21 protein-coding genes are annotated in these 26447 nt (G+C 60.9%); 10 read left to right on the top strand and 11 right to left on the bottom strand.

Annotated features, from left to right (window positions below; genetic code table 11):
• The first annotated feature begins 16 nt into the window (after nt 1-16).
• Together JFT87_RS26620 and JFT87_RS26615 are read left to right on the top strand one after the other, a co-directional pair.
• Nucleotides 17-1654, top strand: a complete 1638-nt coding sequence (locus tag JFT87_RS26620; protein ID WP_201206252.1) for a 5-guanidino-2-oxopentanoate decarboxylase — start codon at nt 17-19, stop codon at nt 1652-1654.
• An 8-nt stretch (nt 1655-1662) separates the two neighbouring features.
• Complete coding sequence (locus JFT87_RS26615; RefSeq protein ID WP_201206250.1) at nt 1663-3111, top strand: aldehyde dehydrogenase family protein; 1449 nt, start codon at nt 1663-1665, stop codon at nt 3109-3111.
• 135 nt (nt 3112-3246) lie between these two features.
• Here JFT87_RS26615 and JFT87_RS26610 read toward each other — a convergent pair whose 3' ends face one another.
• On the bottom strand, nt 3247-4176 hold the full coding sequence (locus JFT87_RS26610; protein ID WP_201206248.1) for an AraC family transcriptional regulator: 930 nt from the start codon (nt 4174-4176) through the stop codon (nt 3247-3249).
• 335 nt (nt 4177-4511) lie between these two features.
• Here JFT87_RS26610 and JFT87_RS26605 point away from each other — a divergent pair, with 335 nt between their 5' ends.
• Together JFT87_RS26605 and JFT87_RS26600 are read left to right on the top strand one after the other, a co-directional pair.
• Nucleotides 4512-4865 (top strand): putative quinol monooxygenase, encoded by a 354-nt coding sequence (locus tag JFT87_RS26605; protein WP_201206246.1) that lies wholly within the window; start codon nt 4512-4514, stop codon nt 4863-4865.
• Between the two features lie 41 nt (nt 4866-4906).
• Nucleotides 4907-5137: a hypothetical protein gene (locus JFT87_RS26600; protein WP_083375873.1), complete on the top strand. Its 231-nt coding sequence runs from the start codon at nt 4907-4909 to the stop codon at nt 5135-5137.
• A gap of 1 nt (nt 5138) precedes the next feature.
• Here the strand turns inward: JFT87_RS26600 and JFT87_RS26595 are convergent, their stop codons facing one another.
• Nucleotides 5139-5768, bottom strand: a complete 630-nt coding sequence (locus JFT87_RS26595) for a flavin reductase family protein (RefSeq protein ID WP_201206243.1) — start codon at nt 5766-5768, stop codon at nt 5139-5141.
• A 275-nt stretch (nt 5769-6043) separates the two neighbouring features.
• Complete coding sequence (locus tag JFT87_RS26590) at nt 6044-6298, bottom strand: hypothetical protein (protein ID WP_201206242.1); 255 nt, start codon at nt 6296-6298, stop codon at nt 6044-6046.
• A 346-nt stretch (nt 6299-6644) separates the two neighbouring features.
• Between JFT87_RS26590 and JFT87_RS26585 the strand changes: the two genes are divergently transcribed.
• On the top strand, nt 6645-7400 hold the full coding sequence (locus JFT87_RS26585) for a COG4705 family protein (protein WP_201206240.1): 756 nt from the start codon (nt 6645-6647) through the stop codon (nt 7398-7400).
• Nucleotides 7401-7518: 118 nt separating this feature from the next.
• On the opposite strand, the gene JFT87_RS26580 is transcribed toward JFT87_RS26585, so the two are convergent.
• The 5 genes from JFT87_RS26580 to JFT87_RS28560 all read right to left on the bottom strand — a co-directional run bounded on the left by JFT87_RS26580 (nt 7519) and on the right by JFT87_RS28560 (nt 13367).
• Nucleotides 7519-8841, bottom strand: a complete 1323-nt coding sequence (locus JFT87_RS26580; protein ID WP_201206238.1) for an MFS transporter — start codon at nt 8839-8841, stop codon at nt 7519-7521.
• A 183-nt stretch (nt 8842-9024) separates the two neighbouring features.
• The gene (locus tag JFT87_RS26575) at nt 9025-10356 is read right to left on the bottom strand and encodes a sigma-54-dependent transcriptional regulator (RefSeq protein ID WP_201206236.1); all 1332 of its coding nucleotides are present in this window, start codon (nt 10354-10356) and stop codon (nt 9025-9027) included.
• Nucleotides 10350-12158 carry a sensor histidine kinase gene (locus tag JFT87_RS26570; protein ID WP_446739742.1) on the bottom strand — a complete coding sequence of 603 codons (1809 nt, stop codon included), beginning with the start codon at nt 12156-12158 and terminating at the stop codon, nt 10350-10352. The genes JFT87_RS26575 and JFT87_RS26570 overlap by 7 nt, the downstream gene beginning before the upstream one ends.
• 118 nt (nt 12159-12276) lie before the next feature.
• Entirely contained in the window at nt 12277-12732 is a 456-nt protein-coding gene (locus JFT87_RS26565; protein WP_201206232.1) for a hypothetical protein, read from the bottom strand.
• Nucleotides 12678-13367 (bottom strand): RHS repeat-associated core domain-containing protein, encoded by a 690-nt coding sequence (locus JFT87_RS28560; RefSeq protein ID WP_242487363.1) that lies wholly within the window; start codon nt 13365-13367, stop codon nt 12678-12680. Before JFT87_RS28560 ends, JFT87_RS26565 begins: the two co-directional genes overlap by 55 nt.
• Before the next feature lie 179 nt (nt 13368-13546).
• Between JFT87_RS28560 and JFT87_RS28555 the strand changes: the two genes are divergently transcribed.
• Nucleotides 13547-14356: a hypothetical protein gene (locus tag JFT87_RS28555; RefSeq protein WP_242487347.1), complete on the top strand. Its 810-nt coding sequence runs from the start codon at nt 13547-13549 to the stop codon at nt 14354-14356.
• Nucleotides 14357-14569: 213 nt separating this feature from the next.
• Nucleotides 14570-15070 (top strand): hypothetical protein, encoded by a 501-nt coding sequence (locus JFT87_RS28550; protein WP_242487346.1) that lies wholly within the window; start codon nt 14570-14572, stop codon nt 15068-15070.
• Here the strand turns inward: JFT87_RS28550 and JFT87_RS26555 are convergent.
• Nucleotides 15004-19392: a SpvB/TcaC N-terminal domain-containing protein gene (locus JFT87_RS26555; protein ID WP_446739741.1), complete on the bottom strand. Its 4389-nt coding sequence runs from the start codon at nt 19390-19392 to the stop codon at nt 15004-15006. The genes JFT87_RS28550 and JFT87_RS26555 overlap by 67 nt on opposite strands.
• 333 nt (nt 19393-19725) lie before the next feature.
• Nucleotides 19726-21249: a fumarate hydratase gene (locus JFT87_RS26550; RefSeq protein ID WP_123508568.1), complete on the bottom strand. Its 1524-nt coding sequence runs from the start codon at nt 21247-21249 to the stop codon at nt 19726-19728.
• 575 nt (nt 21250-21824) lie between these two features.
• Between JFT87_RS26550 and JFT87_RS26545 the strand changes: the two genes are divergently transcribed.
• The 3 genes from JFT87_RS26545 to JFT87_RS26535 are packed head-to-tail and all read left to right on the top strand — an operon-like array spanning nt 21825 to nt 24640.
• The gene (locus tag JFT87_RS26545) at nt 21825-22931 is read left to right on the top strand and encodes a GGDEF domain-containing protein (RefSeq protein ID WP_201206230.1); all 1107 of its coding nucleotides are present in this window, start codon (nt 21825-21827) and stop codon (nt 22929-22931) included.
• The gene (locus JFT87_RS26540) at nt 22924-23859 is read left to right on the top strand and encodes an iron-sulfur-binding ferredoxin reductase (RefSeq protein ID WP_201206228.1); all 936 of its coding nucleotides are present in this window, start codon (nt 22924-22926) and stop codon (nt 23857-23859) included. Before JFT87_RS26545 ends, JFT87_RS26540 begins: the two co-directional genes overlap by 8 nt.
• Before the next feature lie 31 nt (nt 23860-23890).
• A complete protein-coding gene (locus tag JFT87_RS26535) occupies nt 23891-24640 on the top strand; it encodes an enoyl-CoA hydratase-related protein (protein ID WP_201206226.1) in 750 nt (249 codons plus the stop codon).
• Between the two features lie 211 nt (nt 24641-24851).
• Here the strand turns inward: JFT87_RS26535 and pyk are convergent, their stop codons facing one another.
• Nucleotides 24852-26303, bottom strand: coding sequence for a pyruvate kinase (pyk, locus tag JFT87_RS26530; protein WP_201206224.1), 1452 nt, complete (start codon nt 26301-26303; stop codon nt 24852-24854).
• Between the last annotated feature and the right edge of the window lie 144 nt (nt 26304-26447).

The following is a 26447-nucleotide window of genomic DNA, read 5'->3' as shown; positions in this document are numbered from 1 at the left end:
CAAAAAGGGCAAAGACATGGCGACGTGCGGCGAAGTATTGGTCAAGTTACTCGAAGACTACGGGGTCGAGCAGGTGTTCGGCATTCCCGGGGTGCATACCGTTGAGCTGTATCGCGGGCTGGCCCGTTCGAGCATCAACCATGTCACTCCGCGTCACGAACAGGGCGCCGGCTTCATGGCCGACGGCTACGCCCGCACCAGCGGCAAACCGGGTGTCTGCTTCATCATCACCGGCCCAGGCATGACCAACATCACCACCGCGATGGGGCAGGCGTATGCCGATTCGATCCCGATGCTGTTGATTTCCAGCGTGCAAACCCGCAACCAATTGGGCGGCGGTCGCGGCAAGCTCCATGAGCTGCCGAACCAGAGTGCACTGGTCGGCGGCGTGGCGGCGTTCTCCCACACCCTGATGTCGGCGTCGGAGTTGCCGGGCGTGTTGGCCCGTGCGTTCGCGTTGTTCCAGGCCGGTCGTCCGCGTCCAGTGCACATCGAAATTCCGTTGGACGTGTTGGTAGAAGAAGCTGACGACCTGCTCACTAGCGTCCCGGTCAACATCGACCGCGCCGGTGCCTCGCCGACCGCCGTTTCGCGCATGACCGAACTGCTGGCGGTTGCCAAACGCCCATTGATCCTGGCCGGTGGCGGCGCCATCGAGGCCGCCGCCGAGCTGACTGAACTGGCTGAACTGCTGGACGCGCCAGTCGCGCTGACCATCAACGCCAAGGGCATGCTCGAATCCAACCATCCACTGCTGATCGGTTCGACCCAAAGCCTGGTCGCCACCCGCGCCCTGGTGGCCGAGGCCGACGTAGTGCTGGCCATTGGCACCGAGCTGGCCGAAACCGACTACGACGTGACCTTCGCTGGCGGCTTCGAAATCCCCGGCAAACTGCTGCGCGTGGACATCGACCCGGACCAGACCGTACGCAACTATCCGCCGCACGTCGCGCTGGTGTCCGACTCGCGTAATGCCGCTCAAGCCTTGCTGAGCGCGTTGTCGCACCAGTCGCTGGCCGAGCGTCGCAACGATTGGGGCCAGGTGCGTGCCGCGCGCTTGCGTGAAGAACTGGCTGCCACCTGGGATGCGCCAACCTTGGCCCAGACCCGATTCCTCGAAACCGTGCTGCACGAGCTGCCGGACGCTGTGTTTGTCGGCGATTCGACCCAACCGGTGTACACCGGCAACCTGACCTTTAACCCGGAGCGCCCGCGCCGCTGGTTCAACTCGTCCACCGGTTACGGCACCTTGGGTTACGCCTTGCCGGCGGCAATCGGCGCCTGGCTCGGCGGCAGCGTTGAGGGCTCTTCGCGTCCTCCGGTGGTGTGCCTGATCGGCGACGGCGGTCTACAATTTACCCTGCCGGAACTGGCCAGCGCCGTTGAAGCGTGCACGCCGGTAATCGTCCTGCTGTGGAATAACCAGGGCTACGAAGAAATCAAAAAGTATATGGTCAACCGCGCCATCGAACCGGTGGGCGTGGACATCTACACCCCGGACTTTATCGGTGTGGCCAAGGCTTTGGGCTGCGCCGCCGAAGCGGTCAACGGTGTCGAGCAATTGCGCAGCGCACTGCGTGCTGCCACCGATCGTCAGGGCCCGACCCTGATTGAAATCGATCAGACTTCGTGGATGAAGGCGGTGTCGAAATGAGTTTTCGCATGACTTTCCCAACGGCTCTCGATGGTTTGTACATCGACGGCCAATGGTCTGCCGGCCAAGAACACCTGCGTGTATTCAACCCGGCCACCGAAGCCCTGTTGACCACCGTTAATGGCGGCGATGCACATGCCGTCGATCAAGCCGTTAATGCTGCGACCCTTGCCTTCAACGACTGGTCAAAAACCACCGGCACCGAGCGCGGTGCGATCCTGCGCAAAATCGCCGATGGCGTGAAGGCCGGTCGCGAACAGTTGATGCATTTGCAGTCGAGCAACAACGGCAAACCGCTGTTCGAAGCGGCCATCGACGTCGACGACGTGATCGCCACGTTCGAGTACTACGCCGGTCTGGCCGAGGGCCTGGACGCCAAACAGGACAGCGCCGTCGAGCTGCCGAGCGACGACTTCAGCGCACGCCTGCGCCGTGAACCCTGCGGTGTGGTCGGGCTGATCGTGCCGTGGAATTTCCCGATGGTCACCACTGCCTGGAAACTCGCCCCGGCCCTGGCTGCCGGGTGCTGCGTGGTGCTCAAACCATCGGAAGTCACGCCGTTGCCAGAGCTGGAACTGGCCGCGATCATCGCCGAGGCCGGCCTGCCCAAGGGCGTGTTCAACCTGGTCTGCGGCACTGGCCTGGCGGTCGGCGCGCCGCTCTCGGCTGACCCGCGCATCGCCAAGATTTCCTTCACCGGCAGCAACGCGGTCGGTGTTCAGGTCATGCAACGTGCTGCTGAAACCGTGAAGGGCGTGAGTCTGGAATTGGGCGGCAAGTCCTCACTGCTGGTGCTCAAAGACGCCGACATTGAACTGGCCGTGGAGTTGGCCTGCGGCGGTGGTTTCTTCAACGCCGGGCAAATGTGTTCGGCCACCAGCCGCGTGTTGGTCGCCGATGAACTGGCGGATGAATTCCTGATCCGTTTGCAGGCCCGCGCCGAAGCGATTCGCGTGGCCGACCCGTTCGACCCGAACGTGGAGATGGGCGCACTGGTCAATCAGGCGCAATACCAGCGCGTGCTCGGCCACATTGATCGTGGCTTGAGCGCTGGCGCCAGGCTGATTTGCGGCGGCAATCGTCCGGCCGATCTGCCGCGCGGATATTTTTTGCAGCCGACGATTTTCACCGAAGTGCCCCTCGACAGTGCGCTGTGGTGTGAAGAGATTTTCGGCCCGGTGATCTGCGTGCGCAGTTTTGCCTCCGAAACCGAGGCGATTGCCCTGGCCAACGACAGCCAGTTCGGCCTGGTGGCCAGCGTGGTGACGGCTGATGCTGTAGCGGCGGATCGTGTGGCCAATGCGTTACAGGCGGGGCTGGTGTGGATCAATGTACCGCAGGTGATTTTCCCGCAGGCGGCGTGGGGCGGGTACAAGCAGAGCAGCATTGGCCGTGAGTTGGGGCCTTGGGGGTTGGCGGCGTTTCAAGAGATCAAGCATGTGATCCGGGCGGTCTGATCACAGAGATGTATGGGCTGGACTGGCCTCATCGCGAGCAAGCTATGCTCCTACGGGAATTTATGTTGTTCACATAACCTTGTAGGAGCCGAGCTTGCTCGCGAAGAGGCCTTCAGCCGCCATAAAAATTCCGGATCAGACAGACAGCCGCAACCGCGCCAAATCCCGTAGCGGCGGAGCCCCGAACAACCGGCTGTACTCCCGGCTAAACTGCGACGGGCTTTCATACCCCACCCGATACCCCGCCGCCGACGCTTCCAGCCCTTCGGCCAGCATCAAGCGCCGGGCTTCCTGCAATCGCAACTGCTTTTGATACTGCAACGGACTCATGGCCGTCATCGCCTTGAAGCGGTGATGCAGCGTCGACACGCTCAGGTTCACTTCCTTCGCCAGATCATCGATACGCAACGGCTGTTCATAGTGGCCGTTGAGCCATTTGATCGCCTGGCTGATGCGATGGCTCTGGCTGTTGGCGATGGCTATTTCATACAGTCGATGACCCTGCTGGCTGCGCAACAGGCGATACAGAATCTCCCGGCGAATCAGCGGCGCGAGCATGGCGATGTCTTTTGGCGTATCGAGCAAACGGGTCAGGCGCAGTACGGCGTCGAGCATCGCCGCGTCCAGTCGTTCAACGTACAGCCCGCGCCCGGTGGGCCGGGTCGGCACGCCCATGGGGCCGGCGTCGGCGATCAGCGCGGTGATTTCCGCCGGGTCGATGTCCAGCCGCACGGCGAGGATCGGCTCTTCAGAGGTGACGGTCACCACGCGGCCGGTTACCGGCATCGAGACCGACACCACCAAATAATTGAGCGGGTCGTAATTGAAGACCTCGTCGGCCAGCCGAACTTCCTTGCGCCCCTGGGCCATGATGCACAGTGCCGGTTGCGCCAGCACCGGGGCGAACTGATGGGTTTGACTGTGACGCGACATGAACAGCGAGCTGACGGCAGTGGCGTAATTGCCATCCTCGCTGGTATTGCGGCGGATGATCGCGGCCAGTTCCTCGCGCTGTTTCTCCATGTCGGCGTCCAGCGGGGCTTGAAAGTGATCGAACGACGACATGCAGGGCCTCCTCGGTGAGGCGTTGTTGATGGGCAGAGCATAAGTTTGTGCAAGCCACAGTGGTAGACACATCCTGCCTGATGCTTGCCTGATTCTGCATTGGGTTGTTTCGCGGCATTGTTTTAGCCGTGTCGCGGCGCTGAAACTTGCTTGAAACCGTTGTGTCATCGCACAGACATGTCTGGACCGGCGTTTCAGGCCGATTCACTGATCCTCGCAGGATTGTGCAACAAGCCGGCAGGAATCGACTAACGGCAACCCTGTTGCGCCGCCTAATCTTGGATCCTGTCGCAGCCCGTCCCTGGCTGCTACACAACTCCCTGGGAGGGTTGAACATGTCTACGCAGATCCCCGTCAGTCATATGGCCTTCGTTCGTGCCCGCGCCGGGCGTTCGGCAGAACTCGGTATTCGCCTGAGCGCGTTGATCGAACCATCGCGTGCAGCCAACGGTTGCCTGAGCTTTGCCCTGCAACACTCGCAATGCGATCCGGACCTGTGGCTGGTGTCCGGTTTTTGGACCCATCAACAGGCCATGACTGCTTACTTCAACACGCCGGCCATGGAGATTTTCGCCGAGCTGGTACAAGACCTGGTGGTCAACAGCCTGGATTTCCATACCTTCAAGGATGTCTCGGCTGCCCAGGCGTTGGGTCAGTCCACGGCGCAGGTACACAAACTGGCCGGTTGAGGGTTTAATGGCTCCATTCTCAATTAGCCAGGATCCGCGACATGGCACGTAAAGCCTTTGATCATTTTGAAGCTGTTTCCGCTGTCGTACCGGGCGAGGGTGGTTACCACGCCGCGATCGCCGTCAAAGCCATCGGTGGCACGGGTGCGCCGCGCTTTCATAAAGTGCTTGAAGGGCAAATCTTCAAGACTGCCAACGAGGCCGATCTGGCCGCGGCCAAAGAGCTGACCCGCCTCAAAGACGTCAAAGAAGACGCCGACCTGCTCTGGTAAGTTATTTTTTTGCCCCCGGGCGATACATTTTGAACAATGCCTCTGGTCCCAGCTGAAAGTAATCCGCTGGCCCGCCGCCGCGCAGAATCGGTTCTGCCGCGGCGGTATCGTACACCCCATCCTTCAACAGCCACTTGGCGATATGCACGGCGACCACTTCGCCGAGAATCAGCCAGCTCGGCACCACGTTCCCGTCCGCGCGCTGCAACTGAATGATCTGCGTGACCTTGCATTCAAAGGACACCGGGCTTTCAGCGACCCGTGGCACCTGAATGATTTTCGATGCGGCGGGTGTTAATCCGGCTAGCTCGAATTCATTGGTGTCGGGCGCGACCATGGCGCTGCTCTGGTTCATCCGCTCGGCCAGTGGCCGGGTCGCCAGGTTCCAGGCGAACTCGCCGGTCTGCTCGATGTTGTTCAGGCTGTCTTTGCGCCCGACGCTGGAAAAACCAATGATCGGCGGAATGTAGTTGAACGCATTGAAGAAGCTGTAGGGCGCCAGGTTCAGGTGACCATTGGCATCTTGCGAAGAAATCCAGCCGATGGGGCGCGGGCCGACGATGGCGTTGAACGGGTCATGGGGCAGGCCGTGGCCGTTGGCGGGTTCGTAGAAGTGGATGTCGTCGGGCATGGCTGGGGCTCTTGGAGATGGCTGGATCAGGTGGCCAATAGTGCAAGCACGATCAAACAATTTCCAGTCAGGCACTGATATTCCATCCAATCAAAACCCTGTGGGAGCTGGCTTGCCAGCGATGGCATGTTTTCAGCCGATGTAAATGTCGACTGACAGATCGCCATCGCTGGCAAGCCAGCTCCCACAGGTCTTTGTGCTGAGCTAAAAAATATCATTCCCCCAGAAATGACTAAGCCCGGCCGAAGCCGGGCTGTGCGTTTTTAAGCAGGGGGTTAGCTGATGGCAGCGGATTGCGTGCGGTCATAACCGTCGGCGGCGAAAGTTGCGGAGCCGGTGCGATCGTAGCCATCTTCAGCGAAAGTTGCGGAGCCGGTACGGTCATAGCCGTCTTCAGCGACAGTGGCGGAACCGGTGCGGTCATAACCATCGGCGGCAACGGCGGAACCGGTGCGGTCGTAACCGTCTGCGGCGAAGGTGTTGGCAGCCAGTACCGACAGGGCGAGAGCGAGGATCAGTTTGGTTTTCATGTTCGTGACTCCAGATTTGTTGGCGGGTGTGTCTTGCATGGGTTTCATGCTACGCCAACTAAATTGATTGAAAAGCGCAAAATAATGCTAAAAACAATCGATTAACTTGATATTAAGGGCGGCGTATTTAATTCGCTTTCGTCGTTGGAGCGAACGTCGCGCAGGTCATCGATCAGGTAGGTGCAGGATGCAGCGCGAGCATTAATTCGCGATTAATCGCGGTTTCGCCGCGTGTGACAGATTTTTCATACAGCACCTACCTATTTTTCACCGCTTCGCCGCCAGTCTGCGCGTCGGCCATAACCCTAAGAAAACGGCCGTCATGACCACTGGAGTTTTACCCGTAATGAATAAGCTGCCTCAAATCACCCTGGCGTTCTGGGTGATGAAAATCTGTGCGACGACCCTGGGGGAAACCGCCGGTGACTTGCTGTCGATGACCCTCAACGTCGGCTACGCCATCAGCTCGCTGATTTTGATCAGTGTGTTCGTGCTGACCCTGGTCACGCAGTTGATGTCCAAAACCTATAAGCCGGTGCTGTACTGGATCGTGATTCTGTCCACCAGCACGGCCGGCACCACCATGTCCGACTTCATGGACCGCACCCTCGGGTTGGGTTACGCCACGGGTTCGATGATCCTGATTGCGATTCTGGCGGGGATCTTCTCAGCCTGGCGTCTGAGCGGCGACTCGTTGAACGTCAGCAAGGTCCAGACCTTTCGTGGCGAGATGTTCTACTGGATGGCGATTCTGTTTTCCAACACCTTGGGCACTGCGCTCGGCGATTACCTGGCCGACGACTCGGGCCTGGGCTTTGCCGGCGGCGCACTGTTGATCGGCTCCACCATCGCGGTGGTGGTGCTGCTCAAATACTTCACGAAGATTTCGTCGGTGCTGTTGTTCTGGGTGGCGTTCGTGCTGACACGGCCATTCGGCGCAACCCTGGGCGACTTCCTGACTAAACCCCATGAAAAGGGCGGCCTGGATTTCGGCACCATTGGCTCGTCGCTGGTGTTGGCGGGGGTTTTGGTGGTGATGATTGCGGGCGCGGCTTACGCGCAGAACAAGTATGGCAAGCGAGCGGTTGCCGAGTTGACTTAAAGCCGAGTTGCCCACATCGCGAGCAAGCTCGCTCCCACATTGGATCTGCGTACACCAGATCCTTGTGGGAGCGAGCCTGCTCGCGATGAGGCCGGAACAGTCACCTCAAATAAAGCAGTCAGTCCGTCTCGATCCGCGAATGCTTGCGGGTGTCTTTCATGGTCACGTACACCAGCAACGACACCGCGATGCAGGCCGTGACATACCAGTAGTAACCGGTTTCCATGCCGATGCTCTTGAACCACAGCGCGATGTATTCGGCGGTGCCGCCGAAGATCGACACGGTCAGCGCGTACGGCAAGCCAACGCCCAGTGCACGAATCTCGGTCGGGAACAGTTCGGCTTTGACCACCGCGTTGATCGAGGTGTAGCCGCTAACGATGATCAGCGCCGCCATGATCAGGAAGAACGCGCCCCACCAGCTCTGGATGGTGTGCAGGGTGGTCAGGATCGGCACGGTGAACAGCGTGCCGAGCACGCCGAAGGCAATCAGGATCGGCCGACGACCCACCTTATCCGACAACGCGCCAATCAGTGGTTGCAGGCACATGAACAGGAACAGCGTGGCCGCCGAGATGCTGGTGGAGTCGGTGATGCTCATGCCGACGGTGTTCACCAGGTATTTCTGCATGTAGGTGGTGTAGGTGTAGAACGCCAGAGTGCCGCCCATGGTCAGGCCGACCACGGTCATCAGTTCCTTGGGATGGCGCATCAGCGTGCGCATGGCGCTTTCTTTCTTCTCTTTCTTGACCTTGTTGAACGATTCGGTCTCTTCCATGCCACGACGCAGGTAGAGCGCCACGACCGCACACAGCGCGCCGATGGCGAACGGGATGCGCCAGCCCCAGGCGTACAGTTGTTCGGTGGTCAGCACCTGTTGCAGCACGATCAGCACCGCCAGGGCGATGAGCTGACCGGAGATCAGCGTCACGTACTGGAAGCTGGAATAGAAGCCGCGACGTTCCTTGGTCGCCATCTCGCTGAGGTAGGTAGCCGAAGTGCCGTACTCGCCACCGACCGACAGGCCCTGCAGCAAGCGAGCGAACACCAGCAGGATCGGCGCACCGATACCGATGGTTTCATAATTGGGGCTCAGGGCGATCAGCAGCGAACCGAAGCACATCAGGTACACCGAGGCCATCAACGCACGTTTACGACCGGCACGGTCCGCGTAGAGGCCCATCAACCAGCCACCGATCGGACGCATCAGGAAGCCCACGGCGAAGATCGCGGCGGTGTTCATCAGTTGCGCAGTGGTGGAACCCGCCGGGAAGAAAGATTTGGCGAAGTACAGCGAGAACGCGGCGTAGACGTACCAGTCGTACCACTCGACCATGTTGCCGACCGAGCCGCTGAAGATCGATTTGATCCGGCTCGAAGTGGTTCTTTCTTTGGCGGGCGCGACGGCCGACCCGAGGGGCAGGGCGTTGGAGTTATCCATTGAAGGATCCTTCGTTTAATTGTTTTTGTGGAGCGCGTGTAAACGCAGCCTGCAGGGGCTATAGCAGGAGCTGTGCCAAGGGGCGGAGGGCCGGTTTAGAGGGGGTAGGAGGTTTTGTTGAGCGGAAATCCGCTTATCGGTAGTAAGTGGTGAGCGGAAAATCGCCGAAAAGATCGCAGCCTTTCATTCGCCGGTAAACATCTCCCGACTCAACCCATGCCGCTGTAACTTTTCATTAAACGTGCGGCGCGGCAGTTGCAACTCTTCAAGCACCGCTTTCACATCACCCTTGTGCCGGGTCAGCGCCGCGCGCAAGCAATGCGCTTCAAACGCTTCCTGTTGCGCCGCCAGCGACTGGCCAGGGTCGATGCCCGCCGGTTCTGGCTCACCGAGGCCCAATACCTGGCGCTCGGCCACGTTCGCCAGTTCCCGCACATTGCCCGGCCAGTCGTGGCTCAGCAGATGGCTCAGTTGCGGGCCGCTCAAGGGCGGGAAGGTCCGCCCCAGACGTTCGGCGGCATTCTGGGCAAAGGTTTCGAACAGCAATGGAATGTCTTCGCGGCGCTCGCGCAACGGCGGCAGGCGCAACTCGGCGACGTTCAAACGGTAGGCCAGGTCCTCTCGAAAACGCCCGGCGCGGGCTTCGTCCAGCAGGTCGGGTTTGGTCGCGGCGATGATCCGCAAGTCCACACGAATGCTCTGGTTCGACCCCAGCCGCTCAAGCTTCTGCTCCTGCAACACCCGCAACAACTTGACCTGCTGCGCCAGCGGCATGCTTTCGATTTCATCGAGAAACAGCGTGCCGCCGTCGGCGTATTCGAGCTTGCCGATGCGCTTGCCCGAGGCGCCGGTGAACGCGCCACTTTCGTGACCGAACAGCTCGGCCTCAAACAACTGCTCGGGAATCGCCGCGCAGTTCAGGGCCACGAACGGCTTGTCAGCACGCGGACCGAAATCATGCAGGCAGCGGGCGACCAACTCTTTGCCGCTGCCGGTTTCGCCACGGATCAATACGTTGACCGGCAACGTCGCGAGGTCCAGCACCTGTCGGCGCAGAGTCTGCAAGCCGCGGGACACACCCAGTAGCGTGGCGTCGAGTTTGGCGCGGTTGTCGGCCTGTACGTGCAGGGCCCGGTTTTCCAGCACCAACCGGCGCTTTTCCAGGGCCCGGCGCAGGCTGCCGAGCAAGGTTTCCGGGCTAAAGGGTTTTTCGAGGAAGTCGTACGCGCCGTCGCGCATCGCTTCGACCGCCATCGGCACATCGCCGTGGCCGGTCAACAAAATCACCGGCAAGTCGGCATCACGCCGCTGCACTTCGGCCAGCAGTTCCAGGCCGGTCATGCCGGGCATGCGCACGTCGCTGAGGATGACGCCGGGGAAGTGGGCCGGCAACTTTGCCAGGCATTCATCGGCACGGCTGAACAGCTGCACCTCGAATCCCGACAGGCTCAGCCACTGTTCTACGGCGCTGCGAATGCTGCTTTCGTCGTCGACCACGATCACCGAATTCAGCATGAGAGGGGCACCTCCAGATCGATCGGCAAGGTCAGGGTGAACACCGCGCCATTGTCGTGGTTGTCGGCCGACAGGCGCCCACCGGATTCGTGCGCAATGGCAAACGAGACCGCCAGCCCCAGGCCCAAGCCATCGCCCACCGGTTTGGTGGTGAAGAATGGATCGAAGACGTTCGGCAGGTGTTCTTCGGCAATGCCGCCACCGTTGTCGGAAACGCTCAGGCGCCACAATTGCTCATCGGCTTCGAGGCGGATTTCCAGGCGTTTGCAGGGTTTGTCCTGCACGGCGTCGAGGGCGTTGCGCAGCAGGTTGATCAGCACTTGTTCCAGGCGAATAGCATCACCACGAACCCAGGCCGGACGGGTCAGGTGCAGCACGGTGCTGACGTTTTCATCGCGCAGGCGCGCATCGAGCAACTGCAAGGATTGATCGACTACCGCCGCCAGGTCCAGCCGTTCGCGCAGGCCACTGGGGCTTTTGCGGGCGAAGGTTTTCAGGTGGCCGGTCAACGCAGCCATACGCGTCAGCATGTCGTCCACCGGTTTCAGCGCCTTGTAAGCGTCATCGACCCGGCCGTGATCGAGCAGCAGCCTCAGAGTAGCAAGCTGCATGCGCTGGGCGGTCAGCGGCTGGTTGATTTCGTGGGCCAGCGCCGCGGACATCTGCCCCAGCGCTGCAAGTTTGGCCGATTGCACCAGACCGTCCTGGGCGGTGCGCAGGTCGCGGGTGCGTTCTTCCACCAATTGTTCGAGTTCTTCGCGGCTGCGCTGGCGCAGCTTCGCCAGACGCCAGCGCTGGTTGAGGAACAGCAACAGAAACACCACCGCCAGCCACACGCCGGCAGCGGCGAGCCCGGCGTTGCGTAAATCTTCGAAAGCGACTTGCGGGCGGCGCAACAGGTGCAAGGTCCAGCCTTCGGCGGGCAGCGGCAGGGATTCCCACAGGTAATCCGCCGTGCCGTCGGGGCCCTCGACTTGCGCCAGGTCGCTGTTGTCGTCAAAGCGCCGTTTCGATTGATAGGCCAGCGGCGACAGCGGTTGCTTGTCGTATTGGCGCGTGTTCTTGAGTTCGGCGTGATCGCTGTCGCTCAGCGGTTTCAACTGGCGATAGCGCCAGCCCGGCTGGTTGGCGATGAAGATAATCCCGCGGGCATCGCTGACCAGCAGCGTGTCTGTGCCTTGGCTCCATTCACGCTCAAGTTCGGGAAACTCGAGTTTCACCACCATGGCGCCGAGGAACTCTCCGTTGTCCCGGGTCACCGCGCTGGACAGGAAGTAACCGGGAATGCCGCTGGTCACGCCCACCGCATAAAAGCGCCCGGTGCCTTGAGTTCGAGTCTGGCTGAAGTAGGGGCGAAAGCCGTAGTTGTGGCCGACGTAACTGCTGGGCAAGCGCCAATTGCTGGCGGCCACGGCGAGTCCGGTGTGGTCGAGCAATTCCAGGGTCGAGGACTGCGCGGCGCCGTTGATCTTTTCCAGTTTGCGGTTCAGCAGGTCCTGCTGTTCAGGACTGACCGGGCCATCGAGGGCCGAACGCAATTCCGGGTCCAGCGCCAGCACGGCGGGCAGGGCGCGGTAACGGTCGATCAGGGTGTGCAGGGAATTGGCGTACAGCGCCAGTTGCTGGTTGGCGCGGGCGGCGTCTTCTTCCAGGGCCTGACGTTCGGCGTGACGCATCGCCAGCCCCGCAGCGAGGGCTGCGCCGGCGAGGATCAACAGGGTATACAACGACAAACGCAGGGTACGGGAAGTCGGCAGCATGCTGGCGCAAATAGGTGGGAAGTCGGGCGGGCACCATAGCATGCACTCGTGCTTGCGGCGCGCCACCCGTTTGGGTCAGGCACAAGACTCCGCGTTACGAACGCGACCGGTCAACTGCAACCTCGGTTTCGGTATCGGAGCGAGGTCATGCTTCATTACCTTAGCTGGCCCGGTAGCGATTGCGGATGGCGGGGGCCTTCTCCCGGTACATGGTCAAAAACTCTCGACCAATCGCGACGTTGTCACGGGCTTTGTCGGCCAGTTGCATCACTTCTGACTGGCGAACAGTTCTGGCATCTGTTGTGCCCACCTGGTTGAGTGCCAGATCGATCAGGTAATCGCGGGTGCCGGTTTCTTTGTCGTAGAACTCTTTGAGGCCCAATTCGGCAAATGCGGCGTTCGTCGAAGCAGTCAACTTAGAGACGAACACTCCAAGGTCATCAAGGGTGTTCTGGATTTTCCCCAGCTTCAACAATGACAGCCCCTCTTCCGCCTCGTTGGCCTCCTGCGCCGTACTGCCAAGGGCCATGGCTTCTCCGACACCGGGAACATAAGCCCCCACTACTTTACTGATGCCGTCCACAGCCAATTGTTGTAAACCTTCGCGGGTACGCACGTCGTACTTCGCGCGCGAGGGAGGCGGGACGCGGGTTGAAGTTCTGCCGAAATGGCCGCGCGTTTGAAGGAGGACGTGCGCGGCACAATAGGGGAGTTTAACGACAGAGGACCCACCAATGAGTCATAGCGGCCTACGCTCTTGTCGGCCACCCGGTTGCCAAGTGTCAGTCCGATCAAATCGCCGGACACGTTAAGTAATGCTTCAGAGCCGAATGTGGCGGCATTGAAAGAGGTAAACCATCCGGTCGCGGTGCTGCCAATCTGATGCAGAACGTTTTTGGCCATCGTTGCGCGCCATTGTCGCGGATACTGCAGATCAATCAGCTGACCTTGCAGTCTTTGCATGTGCTGAGTAACGGCCGACAGGTTCTGCGCATTCCAGGTGATCTGTCGCTTGAGTTCGCTTGGCGATCGGCTGAAGCCCCCGTTATCGAAGTAATTGATGGGATTGTTGCCAACGAATCCATACAAATTGGGCCCATCGACATCACCCGCCGGATCGGCAGTGATCCAGCGCTGTAACCACGGTGCGTAGTAGCGGGCGCCGTAGTAATACAAACCGCTGACGTCCATTTCCTTGCCCGAATAACGCACGAACTTATAGCTGACCTCGATCGCCGAACGGGCAGCCATCCACGCCGTGGCACCGAACGGGTAGTAGCCTTCTTCGCTGATCGTTTGCGCGTTGTGATCCAGTTCCATCGTGCAGGATCCCAAGTGATCTTCGAGGCTGTAGCGCAGTTGATTGTTGTCGATGTCGGCGGGGGCTTTTGCGCCCAGTGCAGGCAGCGTGCATTGCCGACGCTGATCACTTGCAGTTCTTCGTCGCTGTCCAGGGTGCGGATTTCCAGACCCGGCAGGTAGCGCACCTGAGTAAAATGTCCGGCACTGTCGCTGAAGGTTTCATGGCGTTTGAACACCCGCTGACCCTGGCTGTATTGATAATACTCAGCATCATCCTGACCCCCTTCGCGGTGGATCAGGGTGACGCTTTGCAGTTCGTCGCGGGCGTTCCATTGCAGGGGCTGGCCGGGTTGTACGGCCAGCAGGTTGCCGTGGCGGTCGAACAATGTGTCGAAGACAGGTTCGGGGTCGCCCGGTTGCCAGCGCACGCCACGGTTGCTGGTCGGGGCAATGCGCATCTGGCGCGTGTAGCCGGCACCGGCTCGCTCATGGACCAGTTCAGTCAGGTTGCCTCCCGTATCGTAGGTGTAGATCTGGGTGTAGTTGAGGCGGTTTTTCGGATCGATAGGCTGCGGCAGCCCGGGAATGTCCGAGAGCGGGCCGTCGTCGTAACCACTGGCGCTGATCAGCCGGTACAGCGAGTCGTAGCTGAAATCGCGGTGGCCGTCGACGAGCTGGTTGGCAAACCAGCTCGGTGCAAAGGCGTGGTCGTCGATTCGGGTAATGTTGCCGACCGGGTCGTAAAAGTATTCGAAATCTTGCAGGGCCTTGGCGTCTTTGCGGCTGGACTGGTTGCGCAAGCGACCATTGGCCGGATCGTAAGTCCAGCGGCTGCGCACCCCATTGCCCGCCAGTTGTTCGATGATCTGCCCGGCGGCGTTGTACTGCGCGTCGAGCAATACTGCTTCCTCCTCTGTCTGGCCTTTGACCAGCAGTAGCAACTGCCTGAGCTGCCCGGCCTGACCGTAATTCGATTGCTGGCGATGGTCGCCGGCATCGATCTGTTCCAGCACCGCCCCCAACGGATTGAAAACGCGCTGACTGGTGAAGGCTTCGCCATCGAGAAATGTGCGGGTTTCACTCAACGGTTGGCCGGTCAGGGCATAGCTGTTCACGCGTAACGCGCCGGACGGATCCTTCTGTTCCAGCATTTGGCCGCGAAGATTGAGTCCGGCATCGGCGCTGGCATCGGCGTAAATGAACGTGTCGACATCGGTTGCATCACGGCCCTCGACCGCCACTATTCGCAACTGATCATCGAAGGTCGAACGCCAATGACCGCCGCGTTCGTCCCAGCGGTGCAGCGGCTCAGCGGCCAGCCCCGGCAGGCTGAGGCGCCAGCCGGCGTCGACACTGGCGACGCTCAGTGCTTCGCCGGCCAGCCCGTGAACCGTCGAGATACTGGAAACCGGCAAGCGCGGATCCCATTGCGCCACCAACCGTCCATGTACATCGTGCGTCTGACGGCTTATCAGCGCCGTCGCCTCTTTGCCCGCGACACTGCGCAAATAGGCGACCTGACGAATCGGCAGGCCACGGCCATCACTCACTGCGAGTGCGGGTGTGCGCGCATGTACGGTGGCGGTCATCGCCGTGAGGTCCGTTCTGGCGGCACCGGCTCAGCGGTGTCGTTGAAGTCCTCACTGGCGTGATACCACGGATGATAGGTTTCGCGGGAGAAGTCGCCCTGGGCGTTGACCCGTTTGACCGCACGCCCCAGCGGGTCATAGAACAACTGATCGAAATACCCCAGATCGTGCAGCGACCGGTCGTTGATGTAACCGTGGGCATTGGCAAAAAACGGCCGGAACTGTCGCACCGCCAAGCCTTTGTTGTTGTATTCGACCCGCTCGCTGATACGCCAGCGTGGATCGGCATGAACCTCAACGAACTGGCCGTCTTCAACGATCAGCGAGCCGTCGGCGTCCACCGCATAGGCCAGGCCCGGATCAACCAATTGCTGGGTTTGCAGCGGCCGACCAAAGCCGTCGACGCAGGCCTTGGTGATGTGGATCTGTGCCTTCACGGGGTCATCGGGGTAGCGGTCGGCGCTGAGGACGACGCTGTGCACCGGCATGCGGCGGGTTGTTGCGAGCGCTTCGCGCAAGTTCTGTTCTGCCGCCGGCAGACTGCCGCTTCGCGCGAGTCGCCGGCGCGCGCTGGCACGAACATGGCCGCTGGGCAGCATGTAACCGTTGGCGATCCATTCGCCGCTGGCGCGGTTGTCGGGCGCAATTTTCCCCATCCAGCTGAACAGGTCCTTGCGCACGGTGCTGGCGGCTTTTTGCAACGCCTCTTGCGGATTTGCGATCGCCGTCTCCGGGCGATGATCCTCGGGGCGGCGGTACTCGCTCAACGATTTGAAACCGGCAGTCATACCGTTTTCGGTACCGTGGAAACTGGTGGCCAGCGGCTGACCGGAGGGTTCGTAAATCGCCTCCTCGATATTCTCGTTGGCGTCGATGATGCGCACGGGTTGCAGCGCGTGGTAGTCGTAGGCGACCTGGGTGGTGCAGCCATCCGGCAACTCGACGCGGGTGATCGCCAGCCGATAGTCGTCGTGCTCGGCTTTGGTGACGCCATGGCTCGGGGTTTCCTGGTAGCTGTGTACCTGATAAAACCCTTTGAGGTCGGCGTACCCGGCGTAGCCGAATGTCGATGACCACAGATTTTCTTCGGCATCGTCCGGCTCGGTTTCAAACAGCAACGGCATGGCCGTATAACCGATCTTTTTCAGTTCGGCCCGGATATCGAACGGTGGCGGCAGCACGTTGTAGGCATCCAGTGCGGTCTTGTCCATCTGCGCCAGTTCCAGCGGCCCGGCCAGTGCTTCGAACTCGGCGACACCGTCGTCCAGCGGCGAGCCATCCGCCTGTAGATAACGCTGCACCGACTGTGTTGTCAGAACCCGTTGCGTGTTCCAGTACGGCGAATCCTGATGCAACACCAGTTGTTCGAAACACACCTCACTTGCCGACAGTCCCTCTGGCAATGGGCCTTTCGGCAAGACCAGCGCGTTGCCACGCTGCTGCCACGGCAGGCCCAGCCGCCACTGTTGGCGATTGCTGTAGAGGTTGATGTATTTCGCGCGGGTTTCGCTGATGTAGAAAGATTGCTGCGCCTCGTCATGGGCGTCGCGCCACCACTGTTGTTCATCGGGATCGCTGAACGGCGGGGTATCCGAGTCGACTAGCCTGCGGGGGTAGCTCACAGCCAACGCATGGGTCGACAGGCCGTAGTCGTTCCAGCGCAGATTGACCTCGTGACGGCACAGCGGATCGTCGATGAACCGGTCGTACTGATAGCTGATGGTTTCCAGTACCAGCGGCAGCAACACGGCGGCCTCGTATGGCCCTTTGGGCCGGACTTCGCGCACCAGATAACGCCGCTCTTGCACCGCATAAGGTGTAGCAATGTCCGCTTGATCCATATCCGCATCGGCATAGGTTTCGATGCGGCTGACCGAGCCGACCAGCGCTCGGGCTATCTGGTATTGGCTGTCGGCATCGTGTGGGGCGATCGGCTCATCGATTTCGTCACCGGCGTGGTAACAGCTGAACAGTGTGTTGCCCAGTGCGACGGCGTGCGCGTCCTCACTGAAATAGCCATCACGCGGCCGATCCATCGCTTGCCCGGTATGAAACCAGGTGTGGACCCGCACCGGTTGGCTGAAGCCGACGTCATCATCGCCGGTGGCGCTTTCGCTGTCGGTTTGCTGCAACAGGCCAAAACCACGGAACTCGCGTTCCCGGCCGTCGTAAACCCCCTCGCGCCAGGTGAAGGTCTGAGTCAGGCAGTTGCCGGTGATTTCATCCAGTTGCTGTTGTTTTTTGACCACGGCCACCGCGAACGGCAAATGCGAAACCGGCAGGCGTTTGAGCTTGAGTATTTGCTGTTTTTCGTCCAGCCATTCCTGCGCGGAACTGCGATAGATCACGCTGGCGCTGCAACCCATGTTGTTGTTGCTGGAAGTCAGTAGCCAAGGTTTGGCGGCGACGAAATCGTAGCGCCAGTGCTGCGGTTTGATGTACGGCACGGTCAGGATCAGGCTGGCGCAACCGAGGCCTTGCAGGTCGGCAAAACTCACCTGGCTGAAACGGTCGTAGCGCACGCCTTCGGGCCACGGCACGCTGATCGGCGTTTGCACCAGGCCATTACCGCCACGGTTGAGATAAATGTCGAACGCGTCGGATTTCAGATAGATCAGCGCCGGCGCGCCGGAACCGTCGAGGTCGGCGATGCGCACCCGCGACGAATCGAACTGTTCATAGGTGAAGGGCAGGTCGCTGATCTTGTGACCTTTGCCGAACCGGCCGTGGCCCAAGTTCGGCCAGCAGGTGATGTGGTCATGGCGGATGCGGCACAGTTCGGGCATGTCGCTGCCCAACAGATTACCGAGCAGCACCAGTTCGCTGGGCGAATTGCTGAACAGTGGCAGGCGATCTTCGGCAGGGGCATGCGGTACGTCTTCTGCCGCGGCGAAACCGTGTTCACGTCGGTTAGCGTACAAACGCACCGAGTTCGGCCCGATCAAGGCGATTGAACTGAGCCCGTCGCCGCTGAAGTCACCGAGTTGTGACAGCGTGTGGAAAAACTCCAGCGGGAAGGCGTGGAAGGGTGTGAAGTCGCCGAACTCACGCAACGCATTCAGGCTGCGCAAACCACTGGCGCCCGGTTGCGCGGTGACCCAGTCGAGGCGTCCGTCACCGGTAAGGTCAGTGAGCAGTTGCTGCACCGCTCGGCTGCGATTGGCTACGGGAATCTGCTCCAGCGCTGTCCAGGGGCCGTAACCGATTTCATCGCCTCCCGCCGTTGCGCGCAGCGGTTGACGGTAATACCAGCTTTGGTCGTAACGGCAGAGAAACCCCGGCACGCCTTCGCCGTAGAGGTCGACGCACTGATAGAAACCGCCATCTTCGATGCCTGGCTGATGTTCCGATTCAAGCAGGCGCTGCGGGGTTTTGTTGATCTCGAAGGCCGAGTAGGCGAACTCCACCGGCGGCGAATCCTCGACGCTGCCGCTGGCATCGAAGGCCTGATAAAACGCGGCGCTGATCTGGCTGAACGACCAGGTGGGTGTGGCCTCGGTATATTCCAGCAACAGGCGTCGGGCCAGCACCGGTTTGCCGCGCAGGCTGACGGGGAAGTGATGAAACATCAGCACTTGTCGACAGAGTCGACGGGTGCCGATTTCGAAGCCTTGGCCGTAGGTGGAAAAGGGATCCCGACGCACGGGCCAAGGCAGCAACGTGTCGCCGCCATACACCGGGACTTCGGTCAACGATAAGGTGCGTTCGCCATAGTCGAACAACAACTGAAAATGCCAATCCAGCTCGGTCGGGTTTTCCACCGTCCAGGCGTAGAGGTCTTTGCTCGCGGTGAAGTTGCCGTAGCACACCCGCTCCAGATAGCGCTGGGCGCGGTAATCATTGATCGGGTCAGGATCCTGATCGTCGGCTTTGTAGAGGTAACAGATGTGTTCGCCGCGGGCGTTCATGCTTTCGCAAAGCAGCCAGGCGCTGACGCTTCCCGGAGTGCTGGGGTCTTGCAGTCGTGAGGCGGTTGTTTTGCCATAGACGTGTAGCGAACCATCGGCGCCGTGTATCAGCCAGAATCCCGGAGCAATGGCTTCTCTTGAGCTGGATGTCCGTTGCCAGTATTCGCGCAGGGCAAAGTCGCCTTCAACCCTTGACCAGTAACGCACCACGTTGTGCGGGCCGATGTCCTCGGTGTCGTAGGTCGATTCAATACGCGACTTGATCGAGCCGTCGGCTGCAAGCTCGGGCATCCACACCCCGCCATCGTGGCCGATGATCTCGTCGTGATCGGTGTAACGCGGCACGCCCTTGTTGGTGCGCCGGCTGATCTGACTCACCCCCAGATCCCAACCAAGCCCGAACGGCCCGTTGCCGGTCTGGCTGCTGTAGGTCAGCGACAGCTGTGGGTCAAAGCCTCGCCCCGGCGATGTTGGCAAGGGCAGCTCGAATGAGGCTGCGCCTGTCGGGCCGGCCGCCCCCAGCTCGTGCCGATCGTGGCAATCGATGAGCTTTTGGCGATAGCGGGTGTACTGATGCTGAGGTCTTGGTCGGCCATGAGTCATTCCATTGCGCACATGCGTGTGGACTGACGCTAGCAAGAATATGTGTGGTCGTAACCTGTCAGATCTGACAGGTGATTTGTCACGAAAAATGTGCGTTGTGCCCTTTAGGCAGTAGACACAGACACAGTGTAGTCAAGGGGTGGAGGCGCGGGCACAAAAAAGGCCGGCTCGTCGGGTGACGGCCGGCCTTTTATGGCTGCGAAACGCTTACTGCACTTCCACCGCCAGGCTTTCACTGATCTTTTTCTGCCAGATGGCAGGACCGGTGATGTGTACCGACTCACCCTTGCTGTCGACAGCAACGGTGACCGGCATGTCCTTCACGTCGAACTCGTAGATGGCTTCCATCCCCAGTTCGGCGAACGCCACGACGCGGGATTTCTTGATCGCTTGCGCCACCAGGTAAGCCGCGCCGCCGACCGCCATCAGGTAAACGGCTTTGTGGTCCTTGATCGCTTCGATCGCGGTAGGGCCGCGCTCGGATTTGCCGATCATGCCCAACAGGCCGGTTTGCTCAAGGATTTGACGGGTGAACTTGTCCATCCGCGTAGCAGTCGTCGGACCGGCAGGGCCAACCACTTCCTCGCGCACCGGATCAACCGGGCCGACGTAGTAGATGAAGCGACCCTTGAGGTCGACCGGCAGGGTTTCACCCTTGTTCAGCATCTCGACCATGCGCTTGTGCGCAGCGTCGCGACCGGTGAGCATCTTGCCGTTGAGCAGGACGGTTTCGCCCGGCTTCCAGCTCTGCACGTCTTCAGGCGTCAGGGTGTCGAGGTTGACGCGGCGAGCCGATGGGCCGGCTTCCCAGACGATTTCCGGGTAGGCGTCCAGCGGTGGTGCTTCGAGCGAGGCCGGGCCGGAACCGTCGAGCACGAAGTGCGCGTGACGGGTGGCGGCGCAGTTCGGGATCATGCACACCGGCAACGAAGCGGCGTGGGTCGGGTAATCCATGATCTTCACATCGAGCACGGTGGTCAGGCCACCCAGGCCCTGTGCGCCGATGCCCAGTTGGTTGACCTTCTCGAACAGCTCCAGACGCATCTCTTCGATACGGTTGGACGGGCCGCGCTTTTTCAGCTCGTGGATGTCGATGGATTCCATCAACACTTCCTTGGCCATCACCGCAGCTTTCTCGGCGGTGCCGCCGATGCCGATGCCGAGCATGCCAGGTGGGCACCAGCCGGCGCCCATGGTTGGCACAGTTTTCAATACCCAGTCGACGATCGAGTCGGACGGGTTGAGCATGGCCATCTTCGACTTGTTCTCGGAGCCGCCGCCCTTGGCCGCCACGTCCACTTCCACGGTGTTACCCGGAACGATGGAGTAGTGGATAACGGCCGGGGTGTTGTCCTTGGTGTTTCTACGAGCGCCCGCCGGGTCGGCGAGGATCGAGGCACGCAGGACGTTTTCCGGCAGGTTGTAAGCCTGGCGCACGCCTTGGTTGATCATGTCGTCCAGGCTCATGGTGGCGCCATCCCAACGCACGTCCATGCCCACGCGGACAAATACCGTCACGATGCCGGTGTCCTGGCAGATCGGGCGGTGGCCGGTGGCGCACATGCGCGAGTTGATCAGGATTTGCGCCATGGAGTCACGGGCCGCTGGCGATTCTTCGCGCAGGTAGGCTTCGTGCATCGCCTGGATGAAGTCAACGGGATGGTAATAGGAAATGAACTGCAGGGCGTCGGCAACGCTCTGAATCAGGTCGTCTTGCTTGATCACGGTCATGAGTCGCGCTCCTCTAAAAGACGGGAACATTCTATGGGGCAGCTTTGAGCATCAAGCTTTGAGCGGCAAGTTGAAGCAGTACGCGGACTGCTTGAGCTGGCGGCTTGGAGCTTGCAACTTGAAGCTGGCCCTTTGGGCCGGGCACGCCGGGGCTGCTGGCGCGACGCTAAAAAGGCGCGGCAGTATACCGCGCCTCGGTGAGGCATACACGCGCTGGCAGTCATTCGTTGGTCGCATGGGTGGGCGAATATCGGACGTCGGGTTTGCAGTTCAAGATCTTCCCCCTCACCCCAGCCCTCTCCCCCAAGGGGGCGAGGGGGAAAGGGAGCCGATCTTCATGCCGTTCAAACCTGAGTTCGACGCGGTATTTCAGGTCGGTGTACATCGGATAAACAACACGGTCAGTCCCCTCTCCCTCTGGGAGAGGGCTAGGGTGAGGGCTTTGCAGCCGCACTTTTGACGTCAAATTTCGAGCCCGAAAATCGGTGGTTATTTATCGGTCACGCCACTAAAGTGGCAATCGGCCTGTAGAGTAGGACACTCTTTCAGCCTCTTTTCCTTTGGTGAGTCAACGATTGACCCATAACGCCATCCAGCGCCTGTTGCTCAAACGTTTTGCCCTCGCGGCCGGCACCTACGGATTGGCTCTGCTGCTGCTGTGGCTGGCGTTTTTCACCGGGCACTACGATGAGCCACTGGCCGGCGTCGCCGTTGGCAGTGCGTTGGTGGTGATCAGTCAGGCGGCGTTGTTCGCAGTGTTTTACAGCGGTTGCAACCTGCGCTTTAGCGACCCGAGCCTGACCGAAGTGCAGGTATTGCTGGGCCTGGGCTGGCAAACCTGGCTGATCTTTCACCTGGACGGGGCCCGCGGCGCGTTTCTGGTGTTCTATGTTCTGATTCTGCTGTTCGGCCTGTTCCACCTGTCGCGTCGTGCCTTTGTGCGGTGTGCGTTGCTGGTGTTCTTCAGTTTCAGCGCCATCACCTTGTGGGACGGTTACCACTTCCAGTTGCCCGATCCGGCATTGGCGCTGTTGCAGGTGTGCGTGCTGTTTATGGTGCTGGTGTGGCTGGTGCTTTACGCCCGTTACGTCCAGGCCTCGCGTCAACTCATGCGCCAACGGCGCTTCGCCTTGCAGGCGCATCAAGACACTCTGCGCGGGATGATGCGCCAGCTCGAAGACCTGGTGGCCACCGACGAACTCACCGGGCTGTTCAACCGCCGCCACTTCCTGCGCCTGGCCTCCCGCGAGCTCAACGCCATGGACGCGAGCGTGATCCACGGCTTGGCGCTGATCGACCTCGACCACTTCAAACGCATCAACGATGTGCATGGCCACGCCGCTGGCGATCAGGTGTTGCAAGCCTTCGCCGGGGTGGCCACGGCCTGCCTGCGTGATGGTGATGTGCTGGCCCGTTACGGCGGCGAAGAATTCGTGGTGTTGCTGCCCGACTGTGATGCCGAGCGCCTGACCTCCTGTTGCGAACGGCTGCGCATCGCCTTTACCGATGTCGAGTTGTTCGGCCTGAATGTGCGCAACCTCAGCTTGTCCGCCGGCATGACCCTGCTGGAGCTGGGCGATGACCTCGACGATGCCCTGCAACGTGCCGACCAGGCGCTATATCGCGCCAAACGCGACGGTCGTAATCGTTGCGCGGCGGCGTGGGAGAACATCGATGCCTGAGTTACGAGTCGGCGAACGCCAGTGGTCGGTGGCGGCGGGCAGCAACCTGCTGGATGCCTTGAATCAAAAGGGTGTATCGGTGCCTTACAGTTGCCGCGCCGGCAGTTGCCATGCATGCCTGGTGCAATGTGTACAAGGCACGCCCAGCGACAGTCGCCCCGATGCGCTGAGTGCCGAGCAACGTCAGCAAGGTTGGCGCCTGGCCTGTCAGTGTTCGGTGGTTGAGGACTTGCAAGTACACGCCTTCGACCCGCAACAGGACGGTCGCCCGGCTGAAGTCGCCGCCGTTGATTGGCTCAGCACCAGCGTGTTGCGTTTGCGCGTGATCCCTGTGCGTGCGCTGCGCTACAGCGCCGGCCAGCACCTGGTGTTGTGGGCCGGCAACGTGGCCCGGCCGTATTCCCTGGCCAGCCTGCCGGAAGAAGACCGCTTCCTGGAATTTCACCTCGATTGCCGTCAGCCTGGCGAATTCAGCGACGCGGCGCGCCAGTTGCAGATCGGCGACACACTCCGCCTCGGTGAACTGCGCGGCGGTGCCCTGCATTACGACCCGGACTGGCACACTCGACCGCTTTGGCTATTGGCGGCCGGCACCGGTCTGGGGCCGTTGTTCGGGGTGTTACGTGAAGCGTTGCGCCAGGATCATCTGGGCGCCATCCGTGTCATTCACCTAGCCCATGACGCCAACGAGCATTACCTGGCCAAACCCCTGCAAGCCATGGCCGTTGGCCGTGAAAACCTCACGGTCGAGCTCTGGACCCCGGCCGAGTTGCCACAGGCGTTGGCGCAACTGCGGCTTGTTTCAAGGCAAACCCTGGCCTTACTCTGCGGTGCCCCCGACAGCGTCGACGCCTTTGCCCGGCGCCTGTACCTGGCGGGATTGCCGCGCAATCAACTGCTGGCTGATGTCTTCCTGCCCCGTGGTTGAGCGCTGACCGTTTAACGACGCGAGACTCGCCATGCCCGATGCCATCCAGATTGAACGCGAGCGCGGTCTGCTGACTTTGCGCCTCAACCGCCCCGACAAGAAAAACGCCCTGACCCGCGCCATGTACAGCCGCTTGGCCGAAGCGCTGAAACAGGCCGACACTGACCCCGAAATCAACGCCGTGCTGATCACCGGCAGCAGTGAGTGCTTCACCGCCGGCAACGACATCGCCGACTTCATCCAGCAACCACCGAGCAACCTCGACAGCCCGGTGTTCCACTTCATGCTCAGCCTGCTCGACTGCCGCAAACCGGTGATCGCTGCCGTGGCCGGTGCGGCGGTGGGCATCGGCACGACCCTGCTGCTGCATTGCGATCTGGTGTACGTCAGTCGGGATGCTCGGTTGCGCATGCCGTTTGTAAACCTCGGGTTGTGCCCGGAGTTTGGTTCCAGCCTGATCCTGCCGCGTTTGCTCGGGTATGCCAAAGCGGCTGAACTGTTGCTGCTCGGTGAAGGTTTCAGCGGTGAACAAGCCGCCGCGTGGGGGATTGCCACCGAAGCGTTGGGCAATGGCGAAGCGGCATTGGCCAAGGCGCGGGAGATGGCGTTGAGGTTTGAATCGTTGCCAACCGAGGCCGTGCGCATCAGCAAACAATTGATGAAAGCGCCGGACCGGGAATTGATCCGCAAAGTGATCGAGGAAGAGGGGTTGTTGTTTACCCAGCGGCTGCGTTCGCCGGAAGCGATGGCGGCGTTGTCGGGGTTTATCAAGCGGCATTGAGTCTTGTGGTGATCGGGCGGGCCTCTTCGCGGGCAAGCCTCGCTCCTACAGGTTTTGTGGTTGACACAAAATTTGTGAACACCGATGAACCTCTGTAGGAGCGAGGCTTGCCCGCGAAGGCGTCAGGTCAGTCACCACGCTTCCTGGATCAGAAACCAAAAAGCCCCGCCATTCACATGGCAGGGCTTTTGTTTTTCTAACAACCGATCACTCAGACCATCGGGTCGCCAACGTGCAGGATTTTCATCCCGTTGGTGCCGCCGATGGTGTGGTAGCTGTCGCCCTTGGTCAGGATGACCCAGTCGCCTTTCGCCACGACGCCGCGCTTGAGCAACTCGTCGATCGCGGCCTGGCTGACTTGCTCAGGTGGCAGCGATGCCGGGTCGAACGGTACGGTGTAGACGCCACGGAACATGGCCGCGCGGGCCTGGGTTTCGCGGTGCGGGGAGAACGCGTAGATCGGCACCGAGGAACGGATGCGCGACATGATCAACGGCGTGTAGCCACTTTCGGTCAGGGCGATGATCGCCTTCACGCCCGGGAAGTGGTTGGCGGTGTACATGGCGGCCAAGGCGATGGACTGGTCGCAGCTCTCGAAGACCTTGCCGATGCGGTGGCTGGAGGTCTTGCTGGTCGGGTGCTTTTCAGCGCCGACGCAGATGCGCGCCATTGCCTGCACGGCTTCCAGCGGGTACAGACCGGCAGCACTTTCGGCCGAGAGCATCACGGCGTCGGTGTAGTCGAGCACGGCGTTGGCCACGTCGGACACTTCGGCGCGGGTCGGCATCGGGTTCTGGATCATCGACTCCATCATCTGGGTCGCAACGATCACAGCCTTGTTGTGGCGGCGTGCGTGCAGAATGATTTTCTTCTGAATGCCCACCAGCTCGGCGTCGCCGATTTCCACGCCCAGGTCACCACGGGCAACCATCACCGCGTCGGACGCCTTGATCAGCGCGTCGAGGGTGTCGTCGTCGGCCACGGCTTCGGCGCGTTCGATCTTCGCCACGAGCCAGGCAGTGCCGCCGGCCTCGTCGCGCAGTTGACGGGCGTATTCCATGTCGGCGGCGTCACGCGGGAAGGACACGGCGAGGTAGTCGACTTCCATCTCGGCGGCGAGCTTGATGTCGGCCTTGTCTTTTTCAGTCAGGGCTGGAGCGGTCAGGCCACCGCCGCGACGGTTGATGCCTTTGTGGTCCGACAGCGGGCCGCCGATCAGCACGGTGCAATGCAGCTCCGTGGCGGTGGCGGTATCGACGCGCATCACCACGCGGCCGTCGTCGAGCAGCAGCTCGTCGCCTACGCCGCAATCCTTGACCAGGTCCGGGTAGTCGATGCCGACTACTTGCTGGTTGCCTTCGGTCAGCGGATGGCTGGTGGAGAAGGTGAACTGGTCACCGATCTTCAGCTCGATCTTCTTGCCGGCGAATTTGGCGATACGGATTTTCGGGCCTTGCAGGTCACCCAGCAGGGCGACGAAGCGGCCGTGCTTGGCAGCGAGGTCACGCACCAGCTTCGCGCGAGCCTTGTGCTCGTCGGGGGTGCCGTGGGAGAAGTTCAGGCGGGCGACGTCCAGGCCAGCCAGAATCAGCTGTTCGAGAACTTCCGGCGAGTTACTGGCCGGGCCAAGGGTAGCGACGATTTTGGTGCGACGGACGGACATGCATAGACTCCTGAGTTCAAGCGCTGAGTGAGGCTACTATGGTCTCTGGCTGTAGTCATTGTTCATGTGCACTACTTATTCGTTTCTTTCTTTAAACGAACATTCCTGAAGATTTCCGCCAACGGGTCGATACAGAGCTCAAGA

Source organism: Pseudomonas sp. TH15 (assembly GCF_016651105.1).
In the GTDB taxonomy this organism is placed as follows: Bacteria; Pseudomonadota; Gammaproteobacteria; order Pseudomonadales; family Pseudomonadaceae; genus Aquipseudomonas.
Note: the sequence above shows the minus strand (reverse complement) of the source record. Positions and strands in the feature narration are given on the sequence as shown.